Consider the following 26394-nt stretch of genomic DNA (forward strand, 5'->3'; position numbering starts at 1 on the left):
TCTTTACTGCTTGAGTTTCGGGTCGAGGGCATCACGCAAGCCATCGCCCATCAGGTTAAATGCCAGAACCGTCAGCAGAATCGCGACACCAGGGAAGGTCACGACCCACCAGGCACTTTGCGCATACTGCAATACATCGGAGAGCATGGTGCCCCACTCCGGCGTTGGCGGTTGCGCGCCCATACCCAAGAAGCCCAACGCGGCCATATCAAGAATCGCGTTAGAGAAACCAAGCGAAGCCTGCACGATCAGCGGTGCCAGGCAGTTTGGCAAAATATTGACGAACATCTGTCGAATCGCACCAGCACCGGCCACCCGTGAAGCAGTGACGTAATCGCGATGCACTTCCACCAGCACCGCCGCGCGCGTTAAGCGGATATAATGCGGCAGGGCGACAAAGGTCAGGGCGATGGAAGCATTAACAATCGACGGGCCAAATATCGCTACCAGAACCAGCGCCAGCAGCAGGCTTGGCAACGCCAGCATAATATCCACCAGGCGCATAATCATGGCGTCAACCGTGCCGCCGACATAGCCAGCGATTAAGCCAAACACCACGCCGAGGATCAGCGACAGTACCACCACCATACAGCCCACCAGCAGCGACAGGCGGGCGCCATACATCAGACGCGACAGCACATCGCGGCCCACATCATCGGTGCCGAACAGAAACTCCCAGCTGCCGCCTTCCTGCCAGACTGGCGGGCGCAACAGCGAATCGCGGAACTGCTCAGCAGGCGCATGTGGCGCCAGTACGCTGGCGAACACCGCGATTAAGATCATAATGACCACATACACCAGGCCGATCACGGCGCCTTTGTTACGTTTAAAGTAGTGCCAGAATTCCTGAATTGGGGTCATCGGCTTTGGTGCAGCAGTGATGCTGCTCGGATCAATTTGAGACATCCCGGCCCCCTTATTTTTTATGTCGGATACGTGGGTTAACCACGCCGTATAGCAGGTCGACCAGCAGGTTTACCAGGATAATCAAGGTAGCCACCAGCAGAACACCGCCCTGCACCACCGGATAGTCCCGACGCTGTAACGCATCGATTAACCAGCGGCCCAGTCCCGGCCAGGAAAAGATAGTTTCGGTCAGGATCGCACCCGCCAGCAGCGTGCCGACTTGCAGACCAATCACCGTCACCACCGGTAACATCGCGTTGCGCAGCGCATGCACCACAATCACCCTAAGGCGGGTCAGACCCTTGGCGCGCGCGGTACGGATATAATCCTCACCCAGCACTTCCAGCATTGACGAGCGAGTCATACGCACAATTACCGCCAGCGGAATCGTGCCAAGCACCACCGCCGGCAGAATCATATGCATCAGCGCGTCTTTGAAATCGCCGGGTTCGCCCCAGAAGAAAGTGTCAATAATCATAAAACCGGTAAGTGGCATGGTATCGTCGAGGAAAACCGTATCGCCGATACGCCCGGAGACCGGCGTCAGGTTCAGTTGCACTGACACCAGCATGATCATCATCATGCCCCACCAGAAGATCGGCATTGAGTAACCGGTCAGGGCGATGCCCACTGCGGTGTGATCGAAAATCGAACCGCGTTTTACCGCTGCCAGCACGCCGACCGGAATCCCTACCGCCACCGCAAACAGCATGGCGCAGATACCGAGTTCCAGCGTCGCTTTAAAGCGCGGAACAAACTCATCCCATACCGGGATGCGGCTTTTCAGTGAAATACCCAGGTCGCCATGCATGACACCGTTGATGTAGGTGAGGTACTGCTTCCACATCGGCTGGTCCAGCCCCAGCTGGGCCAGTAATTGCGCATGACGTTCAGGAGAGATGCCACGTTCACCGGCCATAATCATTACCGGGTCGCCCGGTATCAGGTGAACGAAAGCGAAAGTTAATAGGGTGATACCAATAAACGTTGGGATAACCAAACCCAAACGTCGGAGTATGAACTGCAACATAATCCGTATTCTCTGTAATCTCCCGCAGCCGTAACCGACGGGATTTATAATTGCTCACATCTGGCGAAACGCTGACCAGCGTTCACCGCGACACGCCTGATACCAGGTATCAAAGTGCCTTTACCAGTTTATTCATCCGGGAAAAGGGCCAGCAACGCTGGCCCTGCAGATCAGAACGACTTACTCAGCGACATCAACATTGACGAAGTAGTGGCCGCCTAATGGATCAACCACATAACCACTGACTTTCTTGCTGACTGGCTCGTACACGGTAGAGTGCGCGATAATCAGGGCTGGCGCCTGGTCATGCATTACGACCTGAGCTTGCTTGTAGTACTCGATACGTTTGTTGTGATCGTCAGTGGCGCGAGCCGGCTGGATCTGCTCTTCAAACGGCTTGTAACACCAGCGCGAATAGTTAGAGCCATCTTTTGCCGCCGCACAGCTGAACAGGGTGGCGAAGAAGTTATCCGGATCCCCATTATCACCGGTCCAGCCCATCATCACCGTCTGGTGTTCACCCGATTTAGCACGCTTCAGATACTCGCCCCACTCGTAGGTAACGATCTTGGCTTTCACGCCAATTTTCGCCCAGTCGGACTGAATCATCTCCGCCATACGACGGGCGTTAGGGTTGTATGGACGCTGTACTGGCATTGCCCACAGGTCGATGGCGAAACCGTCTGCCATACCGGCTTCTTTCAGCAGCGCTTTGGCTTTTTCCACATCATAAGGGTAATCCTTAACATCGTCGTTGTAGCCCCACATCGTTGGTGGGATCAGGTTTTTAGCCGCCTGGCCAGCGCCCTGATACACGGCTTTGATAATCGCGTCCTTGTTTACCGCCATGGTCAGCGCCTGACGTACTTTCAGGTTATCCAGCGGCTTTTTCTCAACGTTAAATGACAGATAGCCGACGTTCAGGCCTGGCTGCTCCATCAGGTTGATATTCTTGTCTTCCTTCATGCGCGCGATATCAGCCGGGTTCGGATACGGCATCACCTGGCATTCGCCTTTCTGCATTTTCGCATAACGTACAGAAGCATCCGGGGTAATGGAGAACACTAAGCGATCGATCTTCGGCTTGGTGCCCCAGTATTCCGGGTTAGCTTTGTACAGAATGCGTGAATCTTTCTGGTACTGCTGCAGCTGGAAGGGACCGGTACCGACCGGGTTCAGATCCACTTTGTCCGGCGTACCGGCTTTCAGCATATTGTCTGCGTATTCGGCAGAGAGCACGGAAGCGAAGTCCATCCCCAGGTCAGCGAGGAACGGCGACTCAGGGCGAGTCAGCACAAAGCGTACGGTGTTATCGTCCACTTTCTCGATTTTGCTGATCAGGTTTGGCATATCCATGCCGTCGAAGTATTCATAGCTGCCACCGGAAACACCATGATATTTGTTGTTTTTATCCAGCTGGCGCTCAAAGGTGAATACCACGTCGTCGGCATTAAAATCGCGCGTCGGTTTGAAATCTTTGGTGGTGTGCCACTTCACGCCTTTACGCAGGTGGAAAGTGTAGGTCTTGCCATCTTCGCTGACGTCCCATTTTTCTGCCAGCGCAGGCTGAATTTCGGTAGTACCGATTTTGAACTCAACCAGACGGTTGTAAATCTGACGGGAACTGGCGTCATAGGTGGTGCCGGAGGTAAACAACTGCGGGTTAAAGCCTTCAGGCGAACCTTCTGAACAGTAGACGAGGGTCTTCGCCTGGACACCGGCGGCTACGGTCATCGCGATCAGGCTCAGACCAACCTTCAGCATCCCTGTTTTAGCCAAGGAAATACTCATGCTTATACTCCAATGTGATGTGTTGTTGTGTGCGTTACGCCCGGCCTGTGTTTTTTTAGTGTGGCCGGTGCATGCCCTCAGGCATCAATAAGAAGGCGAGCTATTAACGTCTGACTCTGTGGAATCCATCAGACGAATCCGCTTCCTGCCGCCTCATTGAGGCATCAATTTGTCAACAGTTGCAACTAACGTCAATACAAAGACCAGGTATTTACACAGAGTGTGAGAAACAGCAAGCAAACATAAAAAAAACACATCACTAACAATTGCAGTCGAAAAATGCACTATCAGCGATAATAACCAGACTATGATCGCGTGTATCAAATTATTACCAGTGATTTACTCCGCTAAAAAACAATTAAAAATTCTCGTTTAGTGATGAATATCTGCACGATTAGTTTTGTGATCCAGCGCAAATCAGCAAAATATGCTGCGACATGGGTATAAGAAATGGTCAACAAGCGGCATTCGGTCATAAGCAGAATGTGTCGCGAAATAAGGGGCGAGCCTGTCACGACAGGGGGGATGATTACTCTATGCAGAAACGATGCAAAATAGTGCTTACTGTTGCATAAATCCATCGTGAAAACATAATAAGCTGGTCTGATAAGTAAAAACCGCAGAATTACTGTCAGCCAGCTCTGTTCTGTCTGTGCCGCTAAGAGTCTGAAGGGGTGGCTGTCCAGTCGACAATAAAGGTAAGCAGCACTTTCACATACTGTTTCAGCTGGCTAATCGACACCTGTTCATTAACGCTGTGGGCATGCTCCAGTTTACCTGGACCGAAAATCGCCGCCGGAATACCGACATGGCCGAACCAGCCGCCATCCGTTACGGTGGGTGAGACATCAATTATCGCAGGCTTACCGGAAATGTCCGCGTAGCGCTGCGCCAGCAGGCGAATGCCCGCATGTTCAGGGTCAACTTCCAGCGACGGGAATATCTCACCGCGATCTTCAATCATCGATTTACCTCCCCAGCGGAACTGCGGAGGATGGTCGCGCAACCAGGGATCGGCGCTGGCAACCGCCTGGATATGGTTTTCGATCTCCTGCACGATAGTCTGATGGTTTTCATTGGGATAGTAGTGAACCGTAATCCACAGACGACACTCATCAGCAATAAACGCCGCATGGCGACCGCCTTCAATCACTGCCGGATTAATGGTAGTGGCGCCGGGTGGGCAGCCCGGGTAACTCTTCACCACCGCCCAGTGGCGCTCCAGTTCCTGTAATCCCTGGATGATTTTCATCATCTTTTCAATCGCGCTGGCGCCGACTAAACCACCACCGGCGTGGATCATGCGGCTACGGGTGCCGTCGTGGAAGCTTTGCGGACTTTTAACCGTAATCCAGCCGGTGATCACACCGCCCTGCCCCTGAATATGCAGATCGGAAGTATCGACTATCAGCGCCAGATCGGCGCTGTAACCCCGTTTGCAGCACTCCAGAGTTCCGGCTTCTCCCACCTCTTCGCCAATCACCGACTGAAAAATCAGGTCTCCTGGCAGCGTAATCTGCTGCTCGCGCAGCAGCTTTAGCGCAAACAGCGCTCCGGCCACTCCGCCTTTCATATCCGCCGCACCGCGGCCAATTACCACATCATCGCGCACAATTGGCTGGAAAGGCCCGCTTTCCCAGGCTTCCTGCGGCGAGACTTCCGCGACATCGATATGGCCATTAATAATCAGACTGTGATGGTGTGCGCTGTCGCTGCCTTTCAGTGTGCCGACAACATTGGGATCGCCGGGGTAGATATCCCAGCTGTCGATGGCGCAACCCAGCTCGCGCAGGTAACCGGCGATAAACGCCTGCGCCTGCGCCGTATTCCGCGCGGGTGGCGCCGGAGTCGCAAAGGCGATTAGCTCACAGAGCAACGCGATAAGTTCGTCTTCACGACTATCAACCAGATCGAGTAATTGCCGGATATCAGTGGGCATCAGTGGAGGCTCCTGTAGGGGCGTTCGGATGGCAGGCGGGATGCAAACCATCAGCATGGGCGGCGAAAACGCCGCCCCTACATAAGTCTGTGAATTTCTCCAGGGGCGGCATTCTCGCCGCTCTCCAGCATAATCAAGATTCGAAGGGTATTTTGCAAACAACAAAAAACCCCTGTCATTGCTGACAGGGGTTCTGAAGATGGTCGGCGAGAGAGGATTCGAACCTCCGACCCACTGGTCCCAAACCAGTTGCGCTACCAAGCTGCGCTACTCGCCGATGGGGGCGCATGTTACTGCGCGGCCCCGGGAGCGTCAACGACTTTTTGTGAAATGCGCCTCAACCGCCTGGAAAGCATGCATATTCGGCTGAGGCAACAGATTACGGCTTAGAATCCGGTGCCTGGCACCAGTTATTTGCCGCTTTAATACCGCCATTCGGTGAGGTATAGCCTATGCAACCGAGGATGGTGTCAAACAGCTCAACATGACGATGCGTTTTACCGGTGCGCTGCTGCGCCTGTAAACGTTCAAATGCACTCTTATTCTTATCATCGGCCAGATACTTATCGGATGCCCAGACAATCATCGGTACGCGGAACTGCTCTGGTGGCGCCATTTCACGCGGCGTACCGTGCAGATGCATATTCTCATCGATAGATTCACCATGGTCAGAGGCATAGAACACGATGGCTTTTTTATCACGTAACTGATCGAATACGCTATCCAGCACGCTGTCGGTATACAGCACCGAGTTATCAAAGGCGTTGATTAACTGCGCTTTACTGCAGAAATCATCAACGCCCATACACTCTGGCTGATAGCGGGCGAAATCTCGCGGATAACGCTGAGAATAGAGATAGTGCGAACCTTTGGTGTGCAATATCACCAGATGTTTGCCCTGAGGATGGCGATCGACAGACGCTTTCAGCTCCGGCACCAGCAGCATATCGTCTACCGGTTTACCCTGATTACGCTTCTCAGAACCAATCTGCTCACGGAAAGCGTAGTTATCAGCATCGGTATTGTTGTAGAACCAGACTTCGCTCTGCATCGCGAACAGTTCAGAGCTGAAACCCAGCTCCTTCAGCACCGCAAACACATTCTGCTCTTTCAGCGTACGACCCGGATTATCCATGGTGCCGCCTTCGCGCACAAACATACAGCGCAGCGAAAGTTTGGTCGAGGTATCACAGGATTCGCCGCGGAAAGCCACCAGGTTCTTCTCTTTCGACAACTTTGGCGTGGTATCACGGTCATAACCGAGAATTCCCATATGATCCCAGCGCGTGGTCTCACCAATCACAAACACCACATAGGTATCGTCAAGACCGGCTGGCGCGACATAACTAAACTTCTCTGCCGGATCGAGCAGGTCCTGGTCGTTCATCGTCTCATCGACACGGGTATAAGCAAACAGCCCCAGCGCGGACAGCCAGTTGGATGGCAGATAGGAGTGCGCAACCACACCGCCATAACTTGGCAGATCGATATTGGTCATTTTTTCCTGCGCCGACTGCTGATGGTCAAAATAACGGATCGGCAACCAGGTCAGCGCCACCGCCGCCAGCATGATAACCACCGGTTTCAGACGATGTCCTGGGGTTTTAAGCTGTTCCAGCAGCGTCATGCTTAGCTTATTGCACCAAATCATCAGCAGCGGTACGGCACTCACCAGCACCATCCAGGCAATAAATTGCAGGCCGACCACTTCTTTCGACAGATCAATATCGGTGGTCATCACCGATGCCACAATGCCGTAGCCAATCACCACATTAAAAAACGCCATGTAATAGCTGGCGGCCACCGAAACCACCACCAGAATTGTGGCGACGATACGATAGAACAGTTTGCCGCCCAGAGACATTAAGCGCATCAGGAAGAAAGTAAGTAAAACGATGGCAACCACTTCCGCAGTGGCGGAGAGCCAGTTTTTCAGTGAAGAGTGAGTAACATAAGGATCAAAACGCCGATAAAAGACGGGAAGATTCAACAAGATACCAAGATAAAGCGCCAGCAGCAGCGAAAGCTTCTGTTGGGTTAACGATTTTATATAATTCATTCGATCCTATTTTCCCGGCATGGCGGTGTAAGCCCTAAACGCTAATCAGACCCTATTATTACGCCAGAGTTCGGGAATCAGGTTAATTAGCTATCTCCCTCAAAAGTGAGGCAGACTTTGCTGTACCGGGCATTTCAGCCAGCTGGCGCAGCGAAGGCGGTAGTAAAGCATAGAAAGTGCCGGGCATCGGCAAAAAATAAGCATCGTGACGAGCAAAACGGCGAAATGGCACGTTTTTCATAATGATGGCAGGAAAATTAAATTGAAGCGGGAGCCATTGCTGGCTCCCGCTTCAATATCAGTTGATGATATTCAGCGTCACATCAATATTGCCGCGCGTTGCGTTAGAGTACGGGCAAACAATATGTGCAGCATCAACCAGTTTCTGCGCTTCAGCGCTGTCCATGCCTGGCAGATGAATATTCAGTTGCGCCTCAATCCCAAAACCGGTCGGAATAGGGCCAATACCCACTTCACCTTCGATAAACGCCTCTTTTGGCAGGGCGATTTTGTCACGGCCGGCAACAAACTTCATCGCACCGAGGAAACAGGCAGAGTAACCGGCAGCAAACAGCTGCTCAGGGTTAGTGACTTCACCACCCGCGCCACCCATCTCTTTTGGCACGCCAAGTTTCACGTCCAGCACGCCGTCGGAAGAGGTCGCACGACCATCACGGCCGCCAGTGGCTTTTGCTTTTGCACGATAGACGACTTTTTCTAATGACATAAAAGTTATTCCTTTTGGGATGTGGTTAGCCCGACAGGGCAAATTTGCACACGATTAAATCGCGAGCGATTTACAGGGACAGACAACAAAATTATAGACCATCTCCGTGACAGATTTTGCTGCACAGGATGACAACTAGTGGCGGTTCGGACTCTTTTTTGCCATCTTGATAACGAATGATGATAAGTTAAAATATAGATAGCGCACTACACAATTGCAAGCGACATTTTCAGCGGGGGACGATTTTGATGCAATCTCTGGAAGAACAGGCACGACGTTATGCCACTAAAGCCCATGCTGAGGCAGGACAACGCCGCAAATATACTGATGAACCCTATATTGTCCATCCGGCGGCGGTTGTGGAACTGGTACGCAGCGTAACCGATAACGAAGTGATGCTGGCTGCGGCCTGGTTACATGACACGGTCGAAGATACCGGCAGTACGTTAAATGATATTGAAAGTCACTTTGGCGCTGAAGTCGCGCGGCTGGTCGGCATGCTGACCGATACGCCGCAGCCGCAGGCAAAAAATCGCGCCAGACGTAAAGTTGCGCATTTCCGCCATACCGCTGCAGCCTGCCCCGAGGCGCAAACCATTAAACTGGCCGATATTATCGACAATACCCGCTCGATTATTCAGTTTGACGCCAGCTTTGCGCGAATTTATCTGGTGGAGAAGCGCGTGCAGATTGCGCTGCTGAAAAATGGCGATGCCGAACTGTGGCAGCAGGCCTCGATTATTATTGAACAGGGGATCCAGCAATTAAGGACACCGCCCTATAACGTGCCGGCAGTATGGTTTGAAAATCAGATGGCGCGCTATAGCGATTAATCTGCTGACATTACTCAGTTAAGCGAAGCAGCAGGTTTTTACCGGCTTCAGTCAGCCGGCAACGTTGCCGGGGACTTTGTGGTTTCTGCGGCAGCGTCATCTCAATCAGCTGGCTGAGCAGTGCGGGTTGCAGATAGCGCTCGCGTAAAGACTTTCTGTCCTTCAATGCCAATGCATCCTGTATCTGCCCACGCGACATTTCACCGTTTAACCTTCTCAATAACCTTGTCACTTGGGGGGCAGCCTTTCGGTTATCGCACTTAGTATCATTTGCAGCATAAATTCAACAAAAGCAGCACAGGTGGGCTATAAGCAGTCATCGGGTCCGGAAATATAAAAAAGATTCAGCAAAGATTATCCTGAAACCTTAACCCGGGCGCAGAAATAATTCACCCGCCAGATGGCGGGTGAGTGGAAAATCAGTCTAACAGTTGTCGACCTAAGGTCGGATTCGAATGCAGCAACTTCATCAGCTTCTGCGCGGTGCCTGACGGCCTGGTGCGCTTCGCTTCCCAACTTTTAACCGAAGAGATACTCACACCCATCACCCGGGCGAATTCATCAACCTGCATGCCGGTAATTTCCCGCAATCGTTGTGGTTCTGGCATTGATACGGATTCAGCCTGCAAGGCGGGAGCAACGCTAATAACGTTACGTGCTAACACGATCTGTTCCAGACTACTCAACAGCTCAAACATACGGTCTTTATTTTCCATCGAGAACTCCTTTACGACTCACAATGAAATGACATGATCAGCACCAGAGGGAGAGCACCAAAAGCCAGGCGCCCAAGGCTGGTTCCCTGCCGCTGAGTCAATCATCAGGCCAGCACAGGAAAAGCCAGGATCCTAAGTATTAGTTGAAGGCCCGCGTTTTGCGCCAACTTTTTTGACTATTTTTTAATCTTGCTTTGTGAGCCTGAAGTCTCAATCAACAGCAACAGTTGTCCTGCCTGAATTTGCTGCCCGGCAGCAGGTTGCAGTGCGCGAATTTTTCCGCTTACCGGCGGTACCGGCACATCCGCGCAGTGGCAGTGATAGTCCGCCCGACTCAAGAATCAACGACATCTCGCCGGCGCTACAGGCATAGTCAGAAAATGCACAAGTCAGGCATATAATTTTATAAGCTAAGGCTTTGAATTTACGCCACCAAAATATTATGTTGGTGAAAAGATAAGCGGTCAGTACCGTGCGGAGCCGCCGCCCTGACAATTAAGGAATAGCGATGAGTGGAGAAGTTGATTTTAACGTCGGGTATCCCTCCTGGCGTGCGCCGATGATGGGCCGTAATGCCGTTGCCACCTCGCAGCCGCTGGCCGCACAGGCTGGACTGCGGATGTTGCAACAGGGCGGTAACGCGGTTGATGCGGCAATTGCCACCGCGATGGCGCTGACGGTGGTGGAACCGACCGGCAACGGCATTGGCAGTGATGCCTTCGCCATTATCTGGGATGGCAAGCAACTGCATGCGCTGAATGCCTCCGGCCGTGCCCCTGCCGCCTGGCAGCATGAAACTTTTGCCCATCTGCAGGCGATGCCGGAGATTGGCTGGGATGCAGTGACCGTACCGGGTGCGGTGTCAGCGTGGGTCGAACTGGCGGAACGTTTTGGCAGCCTGCCGCTGACCACGCTGGCACAACCGGCGATTGAGTATGCGCGCAACGGTTTTCCGGTTTCGCCGTTAATCGGTGAGTTGTGGCAGCGCGGCTATAACAAATTGCGCGATCAGCCTGGTTTTAGCGCCTGCTTTGCTCCCGAAGGCCGCCCGCCGCGTGCTGGCGAACTGTTTCGCAATCCCGATCAGGCCGACAGCCTGGAGAAAATCGCCGCCACTAACGGTGAAGCCTTCTATCGTGGCGAACTGGCGGAAAAGATCGCCGCTTTCGCCCGCGAGCATAATGCCGCTCTGACCCTCGACGATCTGAAAAACCATCAGGCCAATTGGGTCACTATGCTTTCACGCCCGTTCGCCGGTGGCTCGGTGCATGAACTGCCGCCAAACGGTCAGGGTATCGCCACATTAATTGCCCTCGGCATTCTGGAGCAGTGGGATATTGGCCGCTATCAGCCAGATTCGGTGGCCTGGCTGCATCTGTCGATTGAGGCGATGAAGCTGGCGATGGTCGATCTGGAGCGTTATGTCGCTGATGAGGACCACCTGGAGTTTGCAGCTGAGCATCTGCTGAGTGATGAGTATCTGAAGACGCGTGCCGCGCTGATTGACCCGACACAAGCCGGTGATTTTACCTTTGGCGCGCCGACGCAAAGCGGCACGGTTTATCTCTCCACCGCTGATGCCAGCGGCATGATGGTCTCGTTTATTCAGTCCAACTTTATGGGCTTCGGTTCCGGCGTGGTAGTGCCTGGCACCGGTATCAGCCTGCAGAACCGTGGCGCAGGCTTTGCCACAGATAAAGCGCATCCCAATGTGGTGGCGGGTGGCAAACGCCCTTTTCACACCATTATTCCGGCCTTTGCGCTGGACGGTGAAGGCCAGCCGCTGATGTCATTTGGTTTGATGGGCGGCACGATGCAGGCGCAGGGGCATTTACAGCTGGCGCTGCGCATTATGCTGCATAAGCAGAATCCGCAGGCGGCGATCGATGCACCGCGCTGGCGGATTATCGCCGGGCGTGAAGTCAGCGTAGAGGCATCGATGGATCGCAATACGCTGGCGGCACTGCGCGCGATGGGCCATAAACTGGTGGTAGAAGATCCGCTGCAAAGTTATAACTTTGGTGGCGCGCAGGTAATAGTGCGCGATCCGCAGGGCTTTTATATCGCCGCGACCGAAAGCCGCAAAGATGGCCAGGCGCTGGTGTTTTAATTTGTCCCGGGGCTGGTAACCGCTGGCCCCTGATTTGTTTTACAATCTGCTTATCTCTGCAGATAAGTAAAATCCTTTAGATATCTGCGTTTAGTATCAAAACGTTCAGGACTCATAACTACAATGAGCACGCGGTACTCTTCTCCAGAAATAAACGTCGGATAATCATAATCAATACAATGATCTGAGATGACCGCCTCATATAAATCATTATCTGAGAATCCCCGACTCCATTCTGACGTTGCTCCTGCTCCCCGCCGATAAATCGCGATACCAACCAGCTGTCGGGAGTAAGACATATCATCTGGCACACTAAAACATGGACGGTTATTTTGCAGCGTCATATTTGCGTCATAGTAAAATGGTTTTTCATAAACGCCGCAGCCTGGCAGCAAAAAAATCAGCAGTAGTATCACTATCTTTGCCATAGCGATTGCCTGTCTCTCGGATCTTTCAGGAAGTATCTTAAAACATTCTCATATTTTTCCATTAAATCTGGCCCAACTATTCCTGTCATCGAACGACCTTTCTGCCATGATGCCTGACCATAGCGTTTTAGTAAGAAGTAATCAGCAATGATCGCAGCTTGTTGCTCCATACTGTAGTTAGCGAGCGTATGATAATTGGGCAAAGAATAGTTATAATCCGCCGCCCAACTGACTAATCCCCGGCTCCGCACACTCATACCCATCTGCCTCTGCCATATATGCGCCATTTCATGAATAAAAATATGTTGTTCGGTGTCAAAAGCGATATAAAAGTCATCTTTATAAAGTTTCGACATAAAATAGATATTACCATTAGGCGCCATCGCATAATCTTCACTCTGCATATTAAATGGGAAGTAGCTTCCATGGTAAATTCTCACTTCACTATAAATAATTCCACATTTAAATACTGACTTTGCTAATGATACTTCCCCACAGGTAAGTGGTCGTGACTGTCCCTTTGGCATAACCATAATACTCATTCCTTGAGTGATGGCAGAGGAAATAATCAATATCACAGAATGGCGCGGGGTTAAAAAATATGCGTGCATTTTTTGCCCCAACGCACAGAAAATGGTGCCGAAGAAAGGCGCGGCAAGGGTATTCAGCGCAGGCACATTAGACTATCCTTTAGGCACGACAAAACATGCTATTAAACGGCGTTATCAACCAGATAACCGTTTACAAGACAGGAGTTTATTTATGGCGACTGGAATCTCCCGTGTCTGGACCCGCATAGGGGTGCCACTGACGGCTCTGTTTCTCGTTTTTCAGTTAACTGGCTGCGGCGATAAAGAGCCGGATCAGCGCAAAGCCTTTATCGATTTTCTGCAGAACACGGTGATGCGCAGCGGCGAACATCTGCCAGCGCTGAGCGAAGATCAGAAACAGAAGATGGGTAACTACGCCAGTGATTACGCCATCCTGTACGGCTTCTCACAGCAGGTAAATAAAGCGGTAGATGATGGCATGAAGCCGGTGGTCGATGAACTGGCGGCGATTCGCGTACCGCAGGACTATCTGACACGTCGCAACTCTCTGCGTCAGGCCAGCGGTTCGCTGAACGTACTGGCACAGCAGATCCAGAGTGCGAAAAGCCAGGCGGACAGCAGTAAAGCGGCGCTGAAGCAGCCCGATGATTTAAAAGCGGTCTATCAGACCGTCTACAGCAAAGTGGTCACACAACCGGCAGATTCACTGATCCCGCTGTTACCGGCATTACAGTCGCTAAGCCAGGATGTGCTGCAGGCGGGTGACTATCTGCAACAGCAGGGAGCAGCCGTCAGCTTCAATAATAGCGCGGTGCAATTCTCTACCCGCGAACAGGCGGCACAGTACAACACCATTATGAGTAATATGTCGACAAAAACCCAGGCGTTAACTCAGGCGCAAAGTGCAGTACAGGGTGGTTTCCAGTAACAGCGAGAAAAGCCATTCTCCCCCATGCCTTAGCGCTGAAAATAGCCGGAAACAGGCGTAATTTTCTTACAGCTTTTACTCTGTCGAATAAGTCGCCCGAACAATCTGTGATCGGGCGCATTTCGGGCCAAAAATAAATTGTGATGCCAGTCACAATTTAGCAACAAAGCACCCACCCATTTTCGTGACATAAGTCACAGATGATTGCTTGTATAGATTAATTATTAGCCATCGTCCTTTTTTTACACGATAAATATGTGATCAATGTCACTAAAACCACCCCTGAAGCCCCCGATACAATGTGATATAGATCACACTTACCCCTGGGAACTACGCAGCGTCATATTCGCGTGCTAGAGTCCGCTTGCATACAGTAATGGTGTTACACCGACGGCTCCCCGCCGAAACGTCTCATACAAAATTCAACGCGCTCTCTTATTCGTCAGCGCGTACCAATAAGGGGTGTTTTTTTATGTCCTCATCAGATTTCAAGATCAAGGTACAGAGCTTTGGTCGCTTTCTGAGTAATATGGTAATGCCAAATATCGGGGCGTTTATCGCCTGGGGTATTATTACCGCTCTGTTTATTCCAACTGGCTGGCTGCCAAACGAAACGCTGGCCAAGCTGGTAGGCCCAATGATTACCTACCTGCTGCCACTGCTGATCGGTTATACCGGTGGTCGTCTGGTGGGTGGCGATCGCGGCGGCGTGGTCGGTGCAATCACCACCATGGGTGTGATTGTCGGCGCCGATATGCCAATGTTCCTCGGCGCAATGATTGCCGGTCCGCTGGGCGGCTGGGCAATCAAACACTTCGACCGCCTGGTCGACGGTAAGATTAAAAGCGGCTTCGAAATGCTGGTTAACAACTTCTCTGCCGGTATTATCGGTATGTTGTTGGCTATCCTGTCGTTCCTCGCTATCGGTCCGCTGGTTGAAGGCCTGTCGCATATTCTCGCCGCCGGTGTAAACCTGATGGTGCAGAATAACCTGCTGCCACTGACCTCAATCTTCGTTGAACCAGCGAAAATCCTGTTCCTCAACAACGCCATTAACCACGGTATCTTCTCGCCACTGGGCATCCAGCAGGCCAGCGAAGCGGGCAAATCGATCTTCTTCCTGATCGAAGCGAACCCGGGCCCGGGTATGGGCGTGCTGATGGCTTACGTATTCTTTGGTCGCGGTAACGCCAAGCAGTCTGCGGGCGGTGCGGCAATTATCCACTTCCTCGGCGGTATCCACGAAATCTACTTCCCGTACGTGCTGATGAACCCGCGTCTGATTATCGCGGTTATCCTTGGTGGTATGACTGGCGTGTTTACCCTGACGCTGCTGAACGGTGGTCTGGTGTCACCCGCATCACCAGGTTCAATCCTTGCGGTTCTGGCGATGACGCCAAAAGGCGCTTACTTCGCCAATATCGTGGCGATTGCCGCCGCCTTCGCCGTCTCCTTCGTGGTTTCCGCAGTGCTGCTGAAAACCAGCAAAGTGAAAGAAGAGGACGATATCGAAGCGGCAGCGCGTCGTGTGCAGGATATGAAAGCACAGTCCAAAGGTCAGGGCGGCGCAGCGGTTACCGCAGCGGATGGTCTGAACAGCGACCTGACCCATGTACGTAAAATCATCGTTGCCTGTGATGCCGGTATGGGTTCCAGCGCCATGGGCGCCGGCGTACTGCGCAAGAAAGTGAACGATGCCGGTCTGACCATTATCACGGTGACCAATAGCGCCATTAACAGCCTGCCAGGCGACGTCGACCTGGTGATTACCCACCGCGACCTGACTGAGCGTGCGATGCGCCAGGCGCCGCATGCGCAGCATATCTCGCTGAGCAACTTCCTCGACAGCGGTTTGTATACCGATCTGACCGCACGTCTGGTAGAAGCGAATCGTTCTGCGGGCCATCGTGACAAAGTGATGACCACGCTCAATGACAGCTTCGACGAAGGCCAGGATCATCTGTTCAAACTGAGTGAGAACAATATCTTCCTCGGCCTGCAGGCGAGCGAGAAAGAGCAGGCGATTCGCTTTGCCGGTGAGCAGCTGGTGAAAGGCGGTTACGTCGAGCCGGAATATGTACAGGCGATGCTGGACCGCGAGAAATTGACCCCGACCTATCTCGGTGAATCCATCGCCGTACCGCACGGTACGGTTGAAGCGAAAGATCGCGTACTGAAAACCGGTGTGGTGTTCTGCCAGTATCCGCAGGGTGTACGTTTTGGCGAAGAAGAGGACGACATTGCGCGTCTGGTGATTGGTATCGCCGCACGTAATAATGAGCACATCCAGGTGATTACCAGCCTGACCAACGCGCTGGATGATGACAGCGTGATTGAGAAGCTGGCTTCCACCACCAATGTGCAGGACGTTCTGGATATTCTGTCAGGTAAAAAAATCGCCTGATTTATTCGCAGGCGCGAAGGTATTTCCCAGGGGCTGAGCATGCCCAGCCCTTAATTCGGGCCAGGCATGCCTGGCCCTTACGTTATTGAGGTGGGTAACAGCATGAAAGCTTTGCATTTTGGCGCAGGTAATATTGGCCGCGGTTTTATTGGTAAATTGCTGGCGGATGCCGGTATCGAACTGGTTTTTGCCGATGTGAATCAGGCAGTGCTTGATGAACTGAACGCACGTCACGAATATCCGGTGCATGTAGTGGGCGAGAATGCCCAGGTTGAGATCGTTAAAGGCGTTAGCGCGGTTAACAGCACCAGTGATGAGATTATCGCGCTGATTGCTGAGGTTGATATCGTTACCACGGCGGTTGGTCCACAGATCCTTGAGCGCATCGCCGGTAGCGTTGCGAAAGGGCTGGCCAAACGCAGTGATAGCGCTAATGTCCGTCCGTTGAATATTATTGCCTGTGAAAATATGGTGCGTGGCACCAGCCAGCTCAAACAGCATGTGATGAAAGCGCTGCCAGAGCAGTATCACGCCTGGGTTGAGCAGCATGTTGGTTTTGTTGATTCCGCCGTCGACCGTATCGTACCGCCATCCGCCGCAGGCAGCACCGATGTGCTGGAAGTCACGGTAGAAACCTTCAGCGAGTGGATCGTCGATAAAACCCAGTTTAAAGGCCCGCTGCCAACCATTCCGGGCATGGAACTGACCGACAATCTGATGGCGTTTGTTGAGCGCAAACTGTTTACCCTGAATACCGGCCATGCCATTACCGCTTACCTCGGTCAGATGGCGGGACACCAGACGATTCGTGAAGCCATTCTCGATGAGAAAGTGCGTCAGGTGGTTAAAGGCGCAATGCAGGAGAGCGGCGAAGTGCTGATCAAGCGCTATGGTTTTGACGCCGCCAAACATGCTGCCTATATCGAGAAAATCCTTGGTCGCTTTGAAAATCCGTATCTGAAAGATGATGTTGAGCGCGTAGGTCGTCAGCCGCTGCGTAAACTGAGCGCCGGCGATCGCCTGATTAAGCCCACCCTTGGCACGCTGGAATACCAGTTACCACATGACAATCTGGTGCTCGGTATCGCCGCCGCGCTGCATTACCGCAGCGATCAGGATCCGCAAGCACAGGAGCTGGTTGCACTGCTGGAAAAATCTGGTCCGCAGGCGACCCTCGCGCAGGTGTCAGGTCTCGACGCCAACAGCGATGTGGTTATCGCTGCGGTGAAAGCTTACAACGCTAACGCATAACTGACGTTGCAGACAGCGAACCCCGGAGAGCATCGGGAGCACAGTTCTGCTGTGCTCCCGGGCGCAATGACAGATATGCAGGCCATAATGGAAGAGAAGCAGGCTTTTGAAAATCGGGTGCTTGAGCGCCTGAATGCCGGTCGTTCGGTGAGAAGCTTTCTGATCGCCGCGGTGGAGCTATTGGCCGAAGCGGTAAACCTGCTGGTGATCCAGGTCTTCCGCAAAGATGATTATGCAGTGAAATACGCCGTTGAGCCGCTGTTACTGGGTAATGGCCCGCTGGGAGAGTTGTCGGTGCGCCTGAAGCTGATTTACGGCCTTGGGGTGATTAACCGCAACGAGTATGAAGATTGCGAACTGCTGATGGCGCTGCGTGAAGAACTGAATGACGACCGCAGCGAATACCGCTTTACCGACGATGAGATTCTCGGCCCTTTTGGCGAGCTGCATTGCGTCAGCGCTTTGCCACCACCGCCGCAATTTGCCAGCGAAGATGAAGAACTGCGCGCCATGCAGCGCCAGCGCTATCAGCAAGTGGTGCGCTCGACGATGGTACTCTCTCTGACCGAGCTGATTTCCCGCATCAGCCTCAAACAAGCGTTTAAAAAGTAACGCCGCGAAAGCGCTATTTTTCGTGTATCCTTTGCCGCATAGCGTCAATTTATCAGGTATAAATCATGAAAGAGCAGGAAAAAGCAGAAATTAAACGTCTGAGCGATCAGCTTGATGCCCTTAATCACAAAGAGCCTGGGCTGCTGGCATCGGGTGAAGCAGAGAAACTCGGCGAATTGCTACGCGAGAAAGACAAGCTAATTGAAGAGATCGAACGTCTGAAAGGCGTGCGCGTACAGAAGCTGAGTAAAGAAGCTGAGAAGCTGCAGCAGTTACCTTTTAGCCGTGCGATTACCAAAAAAGAGCAGGCGGATATGGGTAGCCTGAAAAAAGCTGCACGTGGCATTGTGGTAGTGCACCCGATGACTGCGCTGGGCCGCGAAATGGGTCTGCAGGAAGTGACCGGTTTTGCTAAGAAAGCATTCTGATATCACACAGGGGCGGTATTAAATCCGCCCCTTTGTTGTAATGAAATGCGCCATATCAGTTATCGTTTTTGGCTTATCTGCCAGCACTGAAGTCACAAATTGTTTTTGATGCAGCCACTCGGCAGTATTGATGCATCGGCAACGAATCAAAGATATTATTTTTCTATAGTCATCAATAAGATCACGTGAAAATATAGGTTCATGATGTGCTATCCTGTTCCTCAGCTTTCTCAATCTCTCCAATTCCTGATAAATCATTGTCCGGTGCTCTTTGATTGTTAATGATTGATCAAGGTTCGGAAAAATACGATACAGATGGCTATCCCAGATACGCGTATCATAACGACCCGTAAACATTTTCTGCCAGAAAACAAATTTCAGCTCAGGAATGACCTTTCCCGTCGCGGAACAAGATCGTCTTGCAATGAATAAATCTTTACGCGGGCTATGCGCCAGAGAGGAATCTGGCAGACTTCGTTCAAATGTCATTGACCACGGCCAGCGTGGCCCATAGATGGTTTCCAGGGCATCAGAGACAGCATTTCTTATAGTGACCTCGCACACATGTAGTGGCGTAAGTAACGCACCCGATATCGTAGCATTCCAGGCATATAGCTCGATTGCAGCAGGATCTTCATTATCTGAAATTCTTACAGCAGCCTCAAAAGTCGCCATTCTTGCGGGCGAAAGTGCCGTTTTTATCGCGGAAATAATGTTCTGATTGTAATTTGACATCGTCGCCTCAGAGATTTATATTTATATCGTTAGCCACGGGACTCGCGGGCGTAAGCCTCCCCCCGAGGACATAAGAAGCAGTACAAAAAACCCGCCATGCGCGGGTTTTTTTGTTATTAATCATACGGGAGTTATTTTACAGTACAATGCTGCGGTTATTAATCTTATCGGGAGATTGTTATTAACTTTCGCTAGCTTTATCAAACTCCGTTGCAATTTTCTGCAAGCTCTACCCCACCATCAAAAAATAATCAATTGTTTATAAATGAATAAATAATATTAAAAATTAATAGGGTGGTATTTATTGTATCCCCTCTCCTCCGCCACTTTCAGCGTTATCTTGAAATGCCCTCTCCCGCCCTGTACTAACTTCATTATTTAACTATTGCTACGCCCGGCAAGCGCCATCATAAGGGGAACAAATGTCCGTAGTGATCAATTCACCCAGCAGCTGGCCTCCCTTCAACCTGCCTGTTGCTCAGCAGGCCAGACAACCTGCACCCGTTGCTCAGTTAGATGAAGGGCTAAAACATCGGGCACGCAATAATGATGCCTTCATTATCGATTATCTTTTCACCTTAGCCTGTGAAAACAGCCCGCTGGCAACTGCCGCTGAGTCCTTTCTGTTTGATTTATATACCGGCAAAGAGGGTGAGGCGAGTCAGCCGCTAAGGATTCAACTGGGCAAGGACAGTTTAAAACTGTACGAAATAGTGCAGGCAAGAAACGAAAAATGTACAGATGACCGCTGGGAAATTCCGGCCAAGATGCTGATTATGGCGGGGTTTGAAACAGAGAGCCTGTCCAACCTGCGCGAAGATATTGTTGCTGATATCAGGCAGCAGCTGCCGCAGCAGCTTTCGAATGTGATTGGTCACGAGGATTATCCGATTAACTCCGCCATTTTTGATAATAACCGCTATATCACCTCAGCGGAACTGGACTCCATCTCCGCTGTATTAAACCATAAGCAGAGCCGTGTCACATTCCATGATGCCATCGGTATTCCTGAGGCTGGCGCGGATCGCGACGCACTCACTACGCGCATGGCTGCAAATTTTTCGCATCATAATCAGCCCGGCTTTGCGGTCGACTTTAAACCGCTTTTATTTCGCGAACACTGGGTGTTGTTTGGTACTTTTACCGCTAACGACGGGCAGAGAATGTCGATAGTGTTTGATAGTCTCGCCTGTCTGAATCCAGATGAAAAAGCGTATCTGGAGCGCCTTGCCAGCGACAGCAGCCCGTTATTTTTGCAGGCAAACCTGCAGGATAATGCCCCCAACGCTTGCGGTTTATTGGTGGCGAAAGCGATGCAGGCGATTGCGGATAACCCCGGCGAGCCTGAACAGGCATTGCAGAAATTTATCGATAAATTCAGGGCACTGGATAACAGCGAACAACTGCGGTTTAACACGCACGGACGCGCAGAGCTATATGGTGTTTTGCTGGATAATCTCTCTCAGTTTGACCGTTAAGCCAACTGAGAGAGACAGAGGGGAATTATTTCTTACCGTATTTCGCTTCTAACGTCGCAAACCATGGCGCGATAAAATCATCGGTCTGGCCCCAGCCCGGAATGATTTTGCTCAGGCTGGCGACGTTAACCGCACCCTGCTGGCTGTTCAGCAAAGCTTGCGGAATTGCAGCAGCTTTAAACTCATAGCTGGCAGGCGTTTTCTCACCGGCAATCTTATTGGCGATCAAACGCATATTCACTGCACCAATCAGCTTGGTATCCACCGCGACGCTGCTCACCCACGGGCTTTTTGGCTCGCGCATAAGCTGCAGATCCTGGTTGGAGATATCAATGCTGTAGAGTTTAATCTCGGTACGGCCATTCTCCTGCAGCGCTTTATAAGCACCCTGGCTAAAGGCATCCCAGGTTCCCCAGATGGCATCAATTTTACCTTTCGGGTACTTAGCCAGAATCGCGCCGACTTTATTAGCAGTATCGCCCTGCACGTCAGAAGAGACCGCGCCAATCGACTCCAGCTGATGGATTTCAGGGTAAGTCTTCTGCAGCTTTTCAAACTCTGCCTGACGACGTTCCATCGCCGGGAAACCGGCAACCCACAGTTTGACGATATTCGCCTTGCCGTTGAAATCTTTCGCCAGCTGGCTGATGGAGAGATTCGCCAGCGAGGCATCATCCTGCTGAGAAACCGTCACGCCCGGCACGTCACTGTTTACCGGCGTATCGAATACTGTCACTTTAATCCCGGCATCGGCGATACGTTTGACCAGCGCGGTAGAGTAAGGGTCACGGCCGTGAGAGAGGATAATACCGTCATATTTCTGGCTAATCGCCTGATTAACGAAATCCTGGAAACGCGCGTCATCACCGTTGCTCAGAAAGGTGCTAACTTTAAAGCCGAGCTTTCTCCCTTCCTGAATCGCGCCGGCAACAAACTGGGTGGTATTGTCGTCAGAACCGAGGTTGCGGATCACCGCCACGCGGATCGGACCGTCATGATTAGCGATAGCTGCCGGGACAGGGGTTGGGGTTTCTGCGGCAAAAGCAGGTAATGCGGTCAGCAGGCTCAGAGCCAGCAGCGATGTTGTGAGTTTTTTCATTATAATTCTCTGTGTTGTTTAAACCGCATTAGCGGCGCTGGATATAAGTAATCGCCAGTGCAACCGCCAGCACTAACCCTTTAATAATGTCCATGGCGTAGTAAGGCACCGACAGCATTACCAGCCCGTTGCCTAATACGCCAAGGATCACCGCACCCAGCAGCGTACCCAGCGCATTCGGCTTGCCGGAACCGGCCAGTGACAGGCCAATCCACGCCGCCGCCACCGCATCCATCAGATAGCCGCCACCGGCGTTAACCTGCGACGAGCCGATACGCGAGGCCAGCAGAATGCCGCCGAGTCCCGCCAGCAGTGAAGCGATCACATAGGCAGCAACGCGATAGCGCGTAGTACGAATACCAGAGAGGCGCGCCGCTTCCGGGTTGCCGCCAATCGCATACATCCGACGGCCATGTTTGGTCAGCGACAGGCCCAGTTGGGCAATCACCGTGACCGCCAGCATAATAATCACAATGGTGGGCACCTGGCCCAGCAGGGAGAAGCCCGCCGGAATGGTGCCTTCCGCCATATCGCCGCTCGGCAGCACCATATTTTCGGTAATCGATCCGCCATAGCTGTAGGTCATCGCCACGCCCTGCACCACAAACAGACTGGCCAGCGTCGCCAGCATATCCGGGATTTTCAGCACCACGATCATAAAGGCATTAAACAGGCCGACCAGCGTACAGAGCAGCAGCGTCACCACAATCGCCTGCGTCGAGCCGAAGCCGTACCAGACAAACAGCGAGATCACCAGCGAGTTAGCCAGCGATGCAGTCGACCCCACCGACAGGTCAAAACCGCCAATGGTCAGCGAGATCGACACGCCAATCGCAATCACCGTTACGATAGCGATGGAACGTAAGATATTGATGATGTTATTCGGGTCAAGGAAGCTATCCGATGCGAGGCCAAAGCCCGCGATCAGCGCCACTACCGTCAGCAACATCCCCCATTTGTAGAGAAATTCAAATAACTGGTGACGCACGGTTGGCGCCCCCTTCAGGGAAATTTCTTTGCTGCTCACGCAGGGGTTCCTCCGGTGGAATAAAGTAAAAGCGTTTCTTCGTCAGCGGTTCGTGCGTCCATTTCCGCGACAATACGGCCATCCCATAGCACGCAAATGCGATCGCACAGACCAACCAGCTCAGCGAATTCACCCGAGGCATAAATCACCCCTTTGCCTTCACGCGCCAGCTGATCGATTAAGACAAACAGGTCAGTTTTAGCTTTAACATCAACGCCTTTGGTTGGCTCATCAAAAATCAGCACATCGGCGTTATTGCGCAGCCATTTACCAATCGCTACTTTCTGCTGATTTCCACCCGACAGGCGACGCAGTGTCTGCTGCGGACCGGTGGTGCGAATACCCAGTTGCTGAATCACCTGTTCCGCCCAGCGCCATGCCTTGCGGCGGCCAAAAAAGCTAAAGCGGGAGAAGCTGTTATCGGCGCTGACGCTCAGGTTCATACTGACCGGCTCATCGATAAAAATGCCCTCTTTACGCCGCTCTTCCGGCACCAGCGCCAGACCGCGTTCAACCGAGTTATGCGGCGAAGAGGGTTTCCACGCTTTACCGTGCAGCTCACCGGCACGCACCTGACTGCGCGTCGCGCCAAACAGCGCCTTACACAGTTCGGTTTTGCCCGCGCCAGCCAGGCCAGCGATACCGAGAATTTCGCCTTTACGCAGTGTCAGCGAGATATCGTGCAGCAGCTCAGCATCGTGCAACCCTTCGATGTTCAGCAGCGTGGCGCCATTTACCGCCTCACGGCGCGGTGGATAGATATCATCCAGCTGGTGGCCGAGCATTTTTTCCACAATCTGCTCACCGCTCAGGTTCTGCATCGGGCCACTTTCAATTAAGCGGCCATCGCGCAGCACCGTCAGCTGGTCGCAAATGGCTTTCAGTTCATGAATACGGTGGGAAATAAACACCACGCCAATTCCGCTCTGTTTCAGGCGATGCACCACCTTAAACAGGCGCTCGCTTTCATGCTGATCGAGTGGCGCGGTCGGCTCATCAAGGATCAGAAAGCGACAGTGATGGGATAAGGCGCGCGCCAGCAGAATTTGCTGCTTCTCCGCCAGCGAGCACTGATCGATACGACGTCGTACATCGATCTGCACATCCAGCTGCGCCAGCAGTTCACGCGCCTGACGACGAATCTGTCCCCAGCGATAAACCTGACCCCCTTCGGCCAGCCGATCCAGCATAATATTCTCTGCAACACTTAATGTAGGCACCAGCGCCACATCCACTTCCTGCTGCACCAGATGAATACCCAGCTGCTTCGCGTCACGCGGCGAGTTGATAGCCACCTGCTGACCATCCAGCAGAATTTCGCCCTGATAATGGTTGTGCACACCCGACAGCACCGCCATCAGTGTCGACTTTCCCGCGCCGTTGGCGCCGGTTAAAGCATGAATCGAGCCGCCTTGCAGGGTGAAATCCACCTGGGTCAGCGCTGCAAAACCGCCAAAAGCGATGGAAATGTTGTGCATTTCGAGGCGATTTAACGCAGTCATGGGGATCTGTGCTCTCAGATTTTAGCTGTGGGTTCGTCGCATTCTTATCGGAATGGTTACCCTCGGCAACGAACGAAAGCGCATAAGCTAACACAAAATGTTATTAGCCATCCAGACATCCAGACACAACAGAGAAATCGCGAGGGTTACATCACGTTTAGCAGAATGAATCGCGTGGCAAACGGCAAGAAGCCAACAGGATATGCTGGTGCTGCCATTCTGATGCTGGCCGGGGATAAATGGGATTTCTCAGACAATGTGGAGGTTTTATTCACTGAGAAACCGGTATCAGCTGTTTCTGGTTCTTCTCTCCGACTATTTTAAAACGGGTGACAAAACCGCGATTAGAGGGATAAGCACCCTTATCAATTCTCTGTTGCGAAGCCATGTTGATATGCCATGTATAGGTCTTACCCGGTTCCCAATTGTAATGAGGTGCTGGCAGGCACTCTTCACTGCTGACCTGAAGCTGAGGAACGAACTCTTTTACCGTGCCATGCTGAACATCATTGCCTTCATAAATGAACAGAGACATGACCTTTTCATCGCCTTCTGGCATCACCTTAACGCAAACATCACCATTAACGATGGCAGCACTGGCCGGGAGTTCAACAGGGACAGGATCGCCTGACTGGCAGGCAGAAAGCAGCGAACAGGATGCAAGCAAAAATATTTTATTCACGTTATTACCTTTGTTTGAAGAACGCCGAAAGCACGGTTTCATACTTACTTTTTATATTGTCGTCTGGCAACCCTGTATAGGTGACATTTTTACCTCGTTGCGAAACCCAGGCGCTTCTGCCAAATACGGCTAGCATAAAGTAGTCAGCAATGATTTGAGCTTGTTGTTCCATAGGGTAATCATGCAGTTTTTTAGCGATATCCAGGTCATAGCTGTAACTAACTGACCAGCTGAATGCGCCTCGTAATTTTACCCACATGCCTTTCTGGAATTGCCAGACATGAGCCATCTCATGAATAAACAAATGCTGTAACAGAAAATTTTCCTTTGAGAAGTCGGCAGAATAAAGCTGGTCGCGAAAATAGAGTTCGCCGTTAGGTGTCATTGCAGTATTTTTATTCTGTAGGCTAAAAGGAAGATAACTACCGCAATGTATCCATACTTTTGCATAAACAACTGAACCACCAAAGACTCTTCTCGCCAGCCCTATCTCTCCTGGTGTAAGCAGTCTTAGAGAACCTTATTGTTGTGTAGCAGTACTCATTTTCATTTCCTTATGGGTGCTTAACTTATCTGAGAACTATTAAATACCATCCTATCCATTACCATCAATAATTTTTTGAGATTTTGACTCCATACCATGGTTTAATTATATAAAAGTCATACTATTTAATATCATATATTTCCATAATGGAACTTATTATACAGCCTGAATTCGGATAATTAGTAGAACTCTCAGAGAGGATCGGGTTGATCTCTGTGTTTTCGATAACGGAGCATACAAAAATACGCTGTTTCTTTTTCGCCTGAGGATTCCCTTTCAGGGGGCCAACGGGCAAAAACATAACATCATGAGTAATAAGAGACTCAATCACCGCAGCATCATACTGCTGCTGGGGAATAACGACGCCTTTGAAGGTTACGATCACTAAGGGGTCATCTGAGCCATCGCTGAGTACGCGAGCATGGTAAAGACCAGTATACTCTGGGGAAGAACCAGCAACGGAATTGGAGTCTTTGACCAGCGGGTAATCAGCTTTGCTATGGATTGCAGGATCAAACACCTCAACATAACCTAAGCCTTCCCAATGCATCTGAAGGTTAACGATACCCGGGTCATAATCGCCAACCACATCTGCACCAAAACCGAATTCATAG

25 protein-coding genes and 1 tRNA gene are annotated in these 26394 nt (G+C 51.7%); 8 read left to right on the plus strand and 18 right to left on the minus strand.

Annotation, left to right across the window (positions count from 1 at the left end; genetic code table 11):
* Positions 1-3 precede the first annotated feature (3 nt).
* From dppC to N5923_RS09665, 7 genes are all read right to left on the minus strand, one after another.
* On the minus strand, positions 4-906 hold the full coding sequence (gene dppC, locus N5923_RS09635; RefSeq protein ID WP_267143156.1) for a dipeptide ABC transporter permease DppC: 903 nt from the start codon (positions 904-906) through the stop codon (positions 4-6).
* A gap of 10 nt (positions 907-916) precedes the next feature.
* Positions 917-1936 carry a dipeptide ABC transporter permease DppB gene (dppB, locus tag N5923_RS09640; protein ID WP_267143157.1) on the minus strand — a complete coding sequence of 340 codons (1020 nt, stop codon included), beginning with the start codon at positions 1934-1936 and terminating at the stop codon, positions 917-919.
* A gap of 180 nt (positions 1937-2116) precedes the next feature.
* Positions 2117-3727 carry a dipeptide ABC transporter periplasmic-binding protein DppA gene (dppA, locus tag N5923_RS09645; RefSeq protein ID WP_267143158.1) on the minus strand — a complete coding sequence of 537 codons (1611 nt, stop codon included), beginning with the start codon at positions 3725-3727 and terminating at the stop codon, positions 2117-2119.
* A gap of 658 nt (positions 3728-4385) precedes the next feature.
* A complete protein-coding gene (locus N5923_RS09650; RefSeq protein ID WP_267143159.1) occupies positions 4386-5666 on the minus strand; it encodes an acetylornithine deacetylase in 1281 nt (426 codons plus the stop codon).
* A gap of 200 nt (positions 5667-5866) precedes the next feature.
* Positions 5867-5943 (minus strand) — tRNA-Pro (locus N5923_RS09655).
* A gap of 102 nt (positions 5944-6045) precedes the next feature.
* On the minus strand, positions 6046-7725 hold the full coding sequence (gene eptB / locus N5923_RS09660; protein ID WP_267143160.1) for a kdo(2)-lipid A phosphoethanolamine 7''-transferase: 1680 nt from the start codon (positions 7723-7725) through the stop codon (positions 6046-6048).
* Positions 7726-8023: 298 nt separating this feature from the next.
* Positions 8024-8452 (minus strand): organic hydroperoxide resistance protein, encoded by a 429-nt coding sequence (locus N5923_RS09665; protein ID WP_267143161.1) that lies wholly within the window; start codon positions 8450-8452, stop codon positions 8024-8026.
* Between the two features lie 245 nt (positions 8453-8697).
* On the opposite strand from N5923_RS09665, the gene N5923_RS09670 reads away from it, so the two are divergent.
* Complete coding sequence (locus tag N5923_RS09670; protein ID WP_267143162.1) at positions 8698-9285, plus strand: HD domain-containing protein; 588 nt, start codon at positions 8698-8700, stop codon at positions 9283-9285.
* Between the two features lie 10 nt (positions 9286-9295).
* On the opposite strand, the gene N5923_RS09675 is transcribed toward N5923_RS09670, so the two are convergent.
* Entirely contained in the window at positions 9296-9484 is a 189-nt protein-coding gene (locus tag N5923_RS09675; protein WP_323372729.1) for a Fic family protein, read from the minus strand.
* A gap of 220 nt (positions 9485-9704) precedes the next feature.
* Complete coding sequence (locus N5923_RS09680) at positions 9705-10001, minus strand: HTH-type transcriptional regulator (protein ID WP_267143164.1); 297 nt, start codon at positions 9999-10001, stop codon at positions 9705-9707.
* 508 nt (positions 10002-10509) lie between these two features.
* Here N5923_RS09680 and N5923_RS09685 point away from each other — a divergent pair.
* Positions 10510-12111 carry a gamma-glutamyltransferase family protein gene (locus N5923_RS09685; RefSeq protein WP_267143165.1) on the plus strand — a complete coding sequence of 534 codons (1602 nt, stop codon included), beginning with the start codon at positions 10510-10512 and terminating at the stop codon, positions 12109-12111.
* Positions 12112-12161: 50 nt separating this feature from the next.
* Here the strand turns inward: N5923_RS09685 and N5923_RS09690 are convergent, their stop codons facing one another.
* On the minus strand, positions 12162-12539 hold the full coding sequence (locus N5923_RS09690; protein WP_267143166.1) for a putative T6SS immunity periplasmic lipoprotein: 378 nt from the start codon (positions 12537-12539) through the stop codon (positions 12162-12164).
* Entirely contained in the window at positions 12527-13216 is a 690-nt protein-coding gene (locus N5923_RS09695) for a hypothetical protein (protein WP_267143167.1), read from the minus strand. The genes N5923_RS09690 and N5923_RS09695 overlap by 13 nt, the downstream gene beginning before the upstream one ends.
* Before the next feature lie 85 nt (positions 13217-13301).
* Between N5923_RS09695 and N5923_RS09700 the strand changes: the two genes are divergently transcribed.
* From N5923_RS09700 to N5923_RS09720, 5 genes are all read left to right on the plus strand, one after another.
* Positions 13302-14018, plus strand: a complete 717-nt coding sequence (locus N5923_RS09700) for a DUF3053 domain-containing protein (protein ID WP_267143168.1) — start codon at positions 13302-13304, stop codon at positions 14016-14018.
* A 472-nt stretch (positions 14019-14490) separates the two neighbouring features.
* Positions 14491-16422: a PTS mannitol transporter subunit IICBA gene (locus N5923_RS09705; protein ID WP_267143169.1), complete on the plus strand. Its 1932-nt coding sequence runs from the start codon at positions 14491-14493 to the stop codon at positions 16420-16422.
* 102 nt (positions 16423-16524) lie between these two features.
* Positions 16525-17673: a mannitol-1-phosphate 5-dehydrogenase gene (mtlD, locus tag N5923_RS09710; RefSeq protein WP_267143170.1), complete on the plus strand. Its 1149-nt coding sequence runs from the start codon at positions 16525-16527 to the stop codon at positions 17671-17673.
* 66 nt (positions 17674-17739) lie between these two features.
* Positions 17740-18285: a mannitol operon repressor MtlR gene (mtlR, locus tag N5923_RS09715; protein WP_267143171.1), complete on the plus strand. Its 546-nt coding sequence runs from the start codon at positions 17740-17742 to the stop codon at positions 18283-18285.
* Positions 18286-18350: 65 nt separating this feature from the next.
* Complete coding sequence (locus N5923_RS09720) at positions 18351-18713, plus strand: YibL family ribosome-associated protein (protein WP_267143172.1); 363 nt, start codon at positions 18351-18353, stop codon at positions 18711-18713.
* 18 nt (positions 18714-18731) lie between these two features.
* On the opposite strand, the gene N5923_RS09725 is transcribed toward N5923_RS09720, so the two are convergent.
* Positions 18732-19448, minus strand: coding sequence for a hypothetical protein (locus N5923_RS09725; protein ID WP_267143173.1), 717 nt, complete (start codon positions 19446-19448; stop codon positions 18732-18734).
* 422 nt (positions 19449-19870) lie between these two features.
* On the opposite strand from N5923_RS09725, the gene N5923_RS09730 reads away from it, so the two are divergent.
* A complete protein-coding gene (locus N5923_RS09730) occupies positions 19871-20926 on the plus strand; it encodes a C48 family peptidase (RefSeq protein WP_267143174.1) in 1056 nt (351 codons plus the stop codon).
* A 25-nt stretch (positions 20927-20951) separates the two neighbouring features.
* Here the strand turns inward: N5923_RS09730 and N5923_RS09735 are convergent, their stop codons facing one another.
* The 6 genes from N5923_RS09735 to N5923_RS09760 all read right to left on the minus strand — a co-directional run bounded on the left by N5923_RS09735 (position 20952) and on the right by N5923_RS09760 (position 26369).
* Positions 20952-22025 (minus strand): sugar ABC transporter substrate-binding protein, encoded by a 1074-nt coding sequence (locus N5923_RS09735; RefSeq protein WP_017799728.1) that lies wholly within the window; start codon positions 22023-22025, stop codon positions 20952-20954.
* Between the two features lie 28 nt (positions 22026-22053).
* Positions 22054-23052 carry an ABC transporter permease gene (locus N5923_RS09740; RefSeq protein ID WP_267143175.1) on the minus strand — a complete coding sequence of 333 codons (999 nt, stop codon included), beginning with the start codon at positions 23050-23052 and terminating at the stop codon, positions 22054-22056.
* Positions 23049-24554 (minus strand): sugar ABC transporter ATP-binding protein, encoded by a 1506-nt coding sequence (locus N5923_RS09745; protein WP_267143176.1) that lies wholly within the window; start codon positions 24552-24554, stop codon positions 23049-23051. The genes N5923_RS09740 and N5923_RS09745 overlap by 4 nt, the downstream gene beginning before the upstream one ends.
* 271 nt (positions 24555-24825) lie before the next feature.
* A complete protein-coding gene (locus N5923_RS09750; RefSeq protein WP_267143177.1) occupies positions 24826-25236 on the minus strand; it encodes a putative T6SS immunity periplasmic lipoprotein in 411 nt (136 codons plus the stop codon).
* Between the two features lie 4 nt (positions 25237-25240).
* The gene (locus N5923_RS09755) at positions 25241-25621 is read right to left on the minus strand and encodes a type VI secretion protein (RefSeq protein WP_323372731.1); all 381 of its coding nucleotides are present in this window, start codon (positions 25619-25621) and stop codon (positions 25241-25243) included.
* 280 nt (positions 25622-25901) lie between these two features.
* Positions 25902-26369 (minus strand): hypothetical protein, encoded by a 468-nt coding sequence (locus tag N5923_RS09760; RefSeq protein ID WP_267143178.1) that lies wholly within the window; start codon positions 26367-26369, stop codon positions 25902-25904.
* Between the last annotated feature and the right edge of the window lie 25 nt (positions 26370-26394).

This window comes from Winslowiella arboricola, assembly GCF_025527015.1.
In the GTDB taxonomy this organism is placed as follows: domain Bacteria; phylum Pseudomonadota; class Gammaproteobacteria; order Enterobacterales; family Enterobacteriaceae; genus Erwinia; species Erwinia arboricola.

Coding starts and splice junctions, on each gene's coding strand:
- dppC (WP_267143156.1), bottom strand. CDS start 906: ATGTCTCAAATTGATCCGAGCAGCATCACTGCTGCACCAAAGCCGATG.
- dppB (WP_267143157.1), bottom strand. CDS start 1,936: ATGTTGCAGTTCATACTCCGACGTTTGGGTTTGGTTATCCCAACGTTT.
- dppA (WP_267143158.1), bottom strand. CDS start 3,727: ATGAGTATTTCCTTGGCTAAAACAGGGATGCTGAAGGTTGGTCTGAGC.
- N5923_RS09650 (WP_267143159.1), bottom strand. CDS start 5,666: ATGCCCACTGATATCCGGCAATTACTCGATCTGGTTGATAGTCGTGAA.
- eptB (WP_267143160.1), bottom strand. CDS start 7,725: ATGAATTATATAAAATCGTTAACCCAACAGAAGCTTTCGCTGCTGCTG.
- N5923_RS09665 (WP_267143161.1), bottom strand. CDS start 8,452: ATGTCATTAGAAAAAGTCGTCTATCGTGCAAAAGCAAAAGCCACTGGC.
- N5923_RS09675 (WP_323372729.1), bottom strand. CDS start 9,484: ATGTCGCGTGGGCAGATACAGGATGCATTGGCATTGAAGGACAGAAAG.
- N5923_RS09680 (WP_267143164.1), bottom strand. CDS start 10,001: ATGGAAAATAAAGACCGTATGTTTGAGCTGTTGAGTAGTCTGGAACAG.
- N5923_RS09685 (WP_267143165.1), top strand. CDS start 10,510: ATGAGTGGAGAAGTTGATTTTAACGTCGGGTATCCCTCCTGGCGTGCG.
- N5923_RS09690 (WP_267143166.1), bottom strand. CDS start 12,539: ATGGCAAAGATAGTGATACTACTGCTGATTTTTTTGCTGCCAGGCTGC.
- N5923_RS09700 (WP_267143168.1), top strand. CDS start 13,302: ATGGCGACTGGAATCTCCCGTGTCTGGACCCGCATAGGGGTGCCACTG.
- N5923_RS09705 (WP_267143169.1), top strand. CDS start 14,491: ATGTCCTCATCAGATTTCAAGATCAAGGTACAGAGCTTTGGTCGCTTT.
- mtlD (WP_267143170.1), top strand. CDS start 16,525: ATGAAAGCTTTGCATTTTGGCGCAGGTAATATTGGCCGCGGTTTTATT.
- mtlR (WP_267143171.1), top strand. CDS start 17,740: ATGACAGATATGCAGGCCATAATGGAAGAGAAGCAGGCTTTTGAAAAT.
- N5923_RS09720 (WP_267143172.1), top strand. CDS start 18,351: ATGAAAGAGCAGGAAAAAGCAGAAATTAAACGTCTGAGCGATCAGCTT.
- N5923_RS09725 (WP_267143173.1), bottom strand. CDS start 19,448: ATGTCAAATTACAATCAGAACATTATTTCCGCGATAAAAACGGCACTT.
- N5923_RS09730 (WP_267143174.1), top strand. CDS start 19,871: ATGTCCGTAGTGATCAATTCACCCAGCAGCTGGCCTCCCTTCAACCTG.
- N5923_RS09735 (WP_017799728.1), bottom strand. CDS start 22,025: ATGAAAAAACTCACAACATCGCTGCTGGCTCTGAGCCTGCTGACCGCA.
- N5923_RS09745 (WP_267143176.1), bottom strand. CDS start 24,554: ATGACTGCGTTAAATCGCCTCGAAATGCACAACATTTCCATCGCTTTT.
- N5923_RS09755 (WP_323372731.1), bottom strand. CDS start 25,621: ATGACACCTAACGGCGAACTCTATTTTCGCGACCAGCTTTATTCTGCC.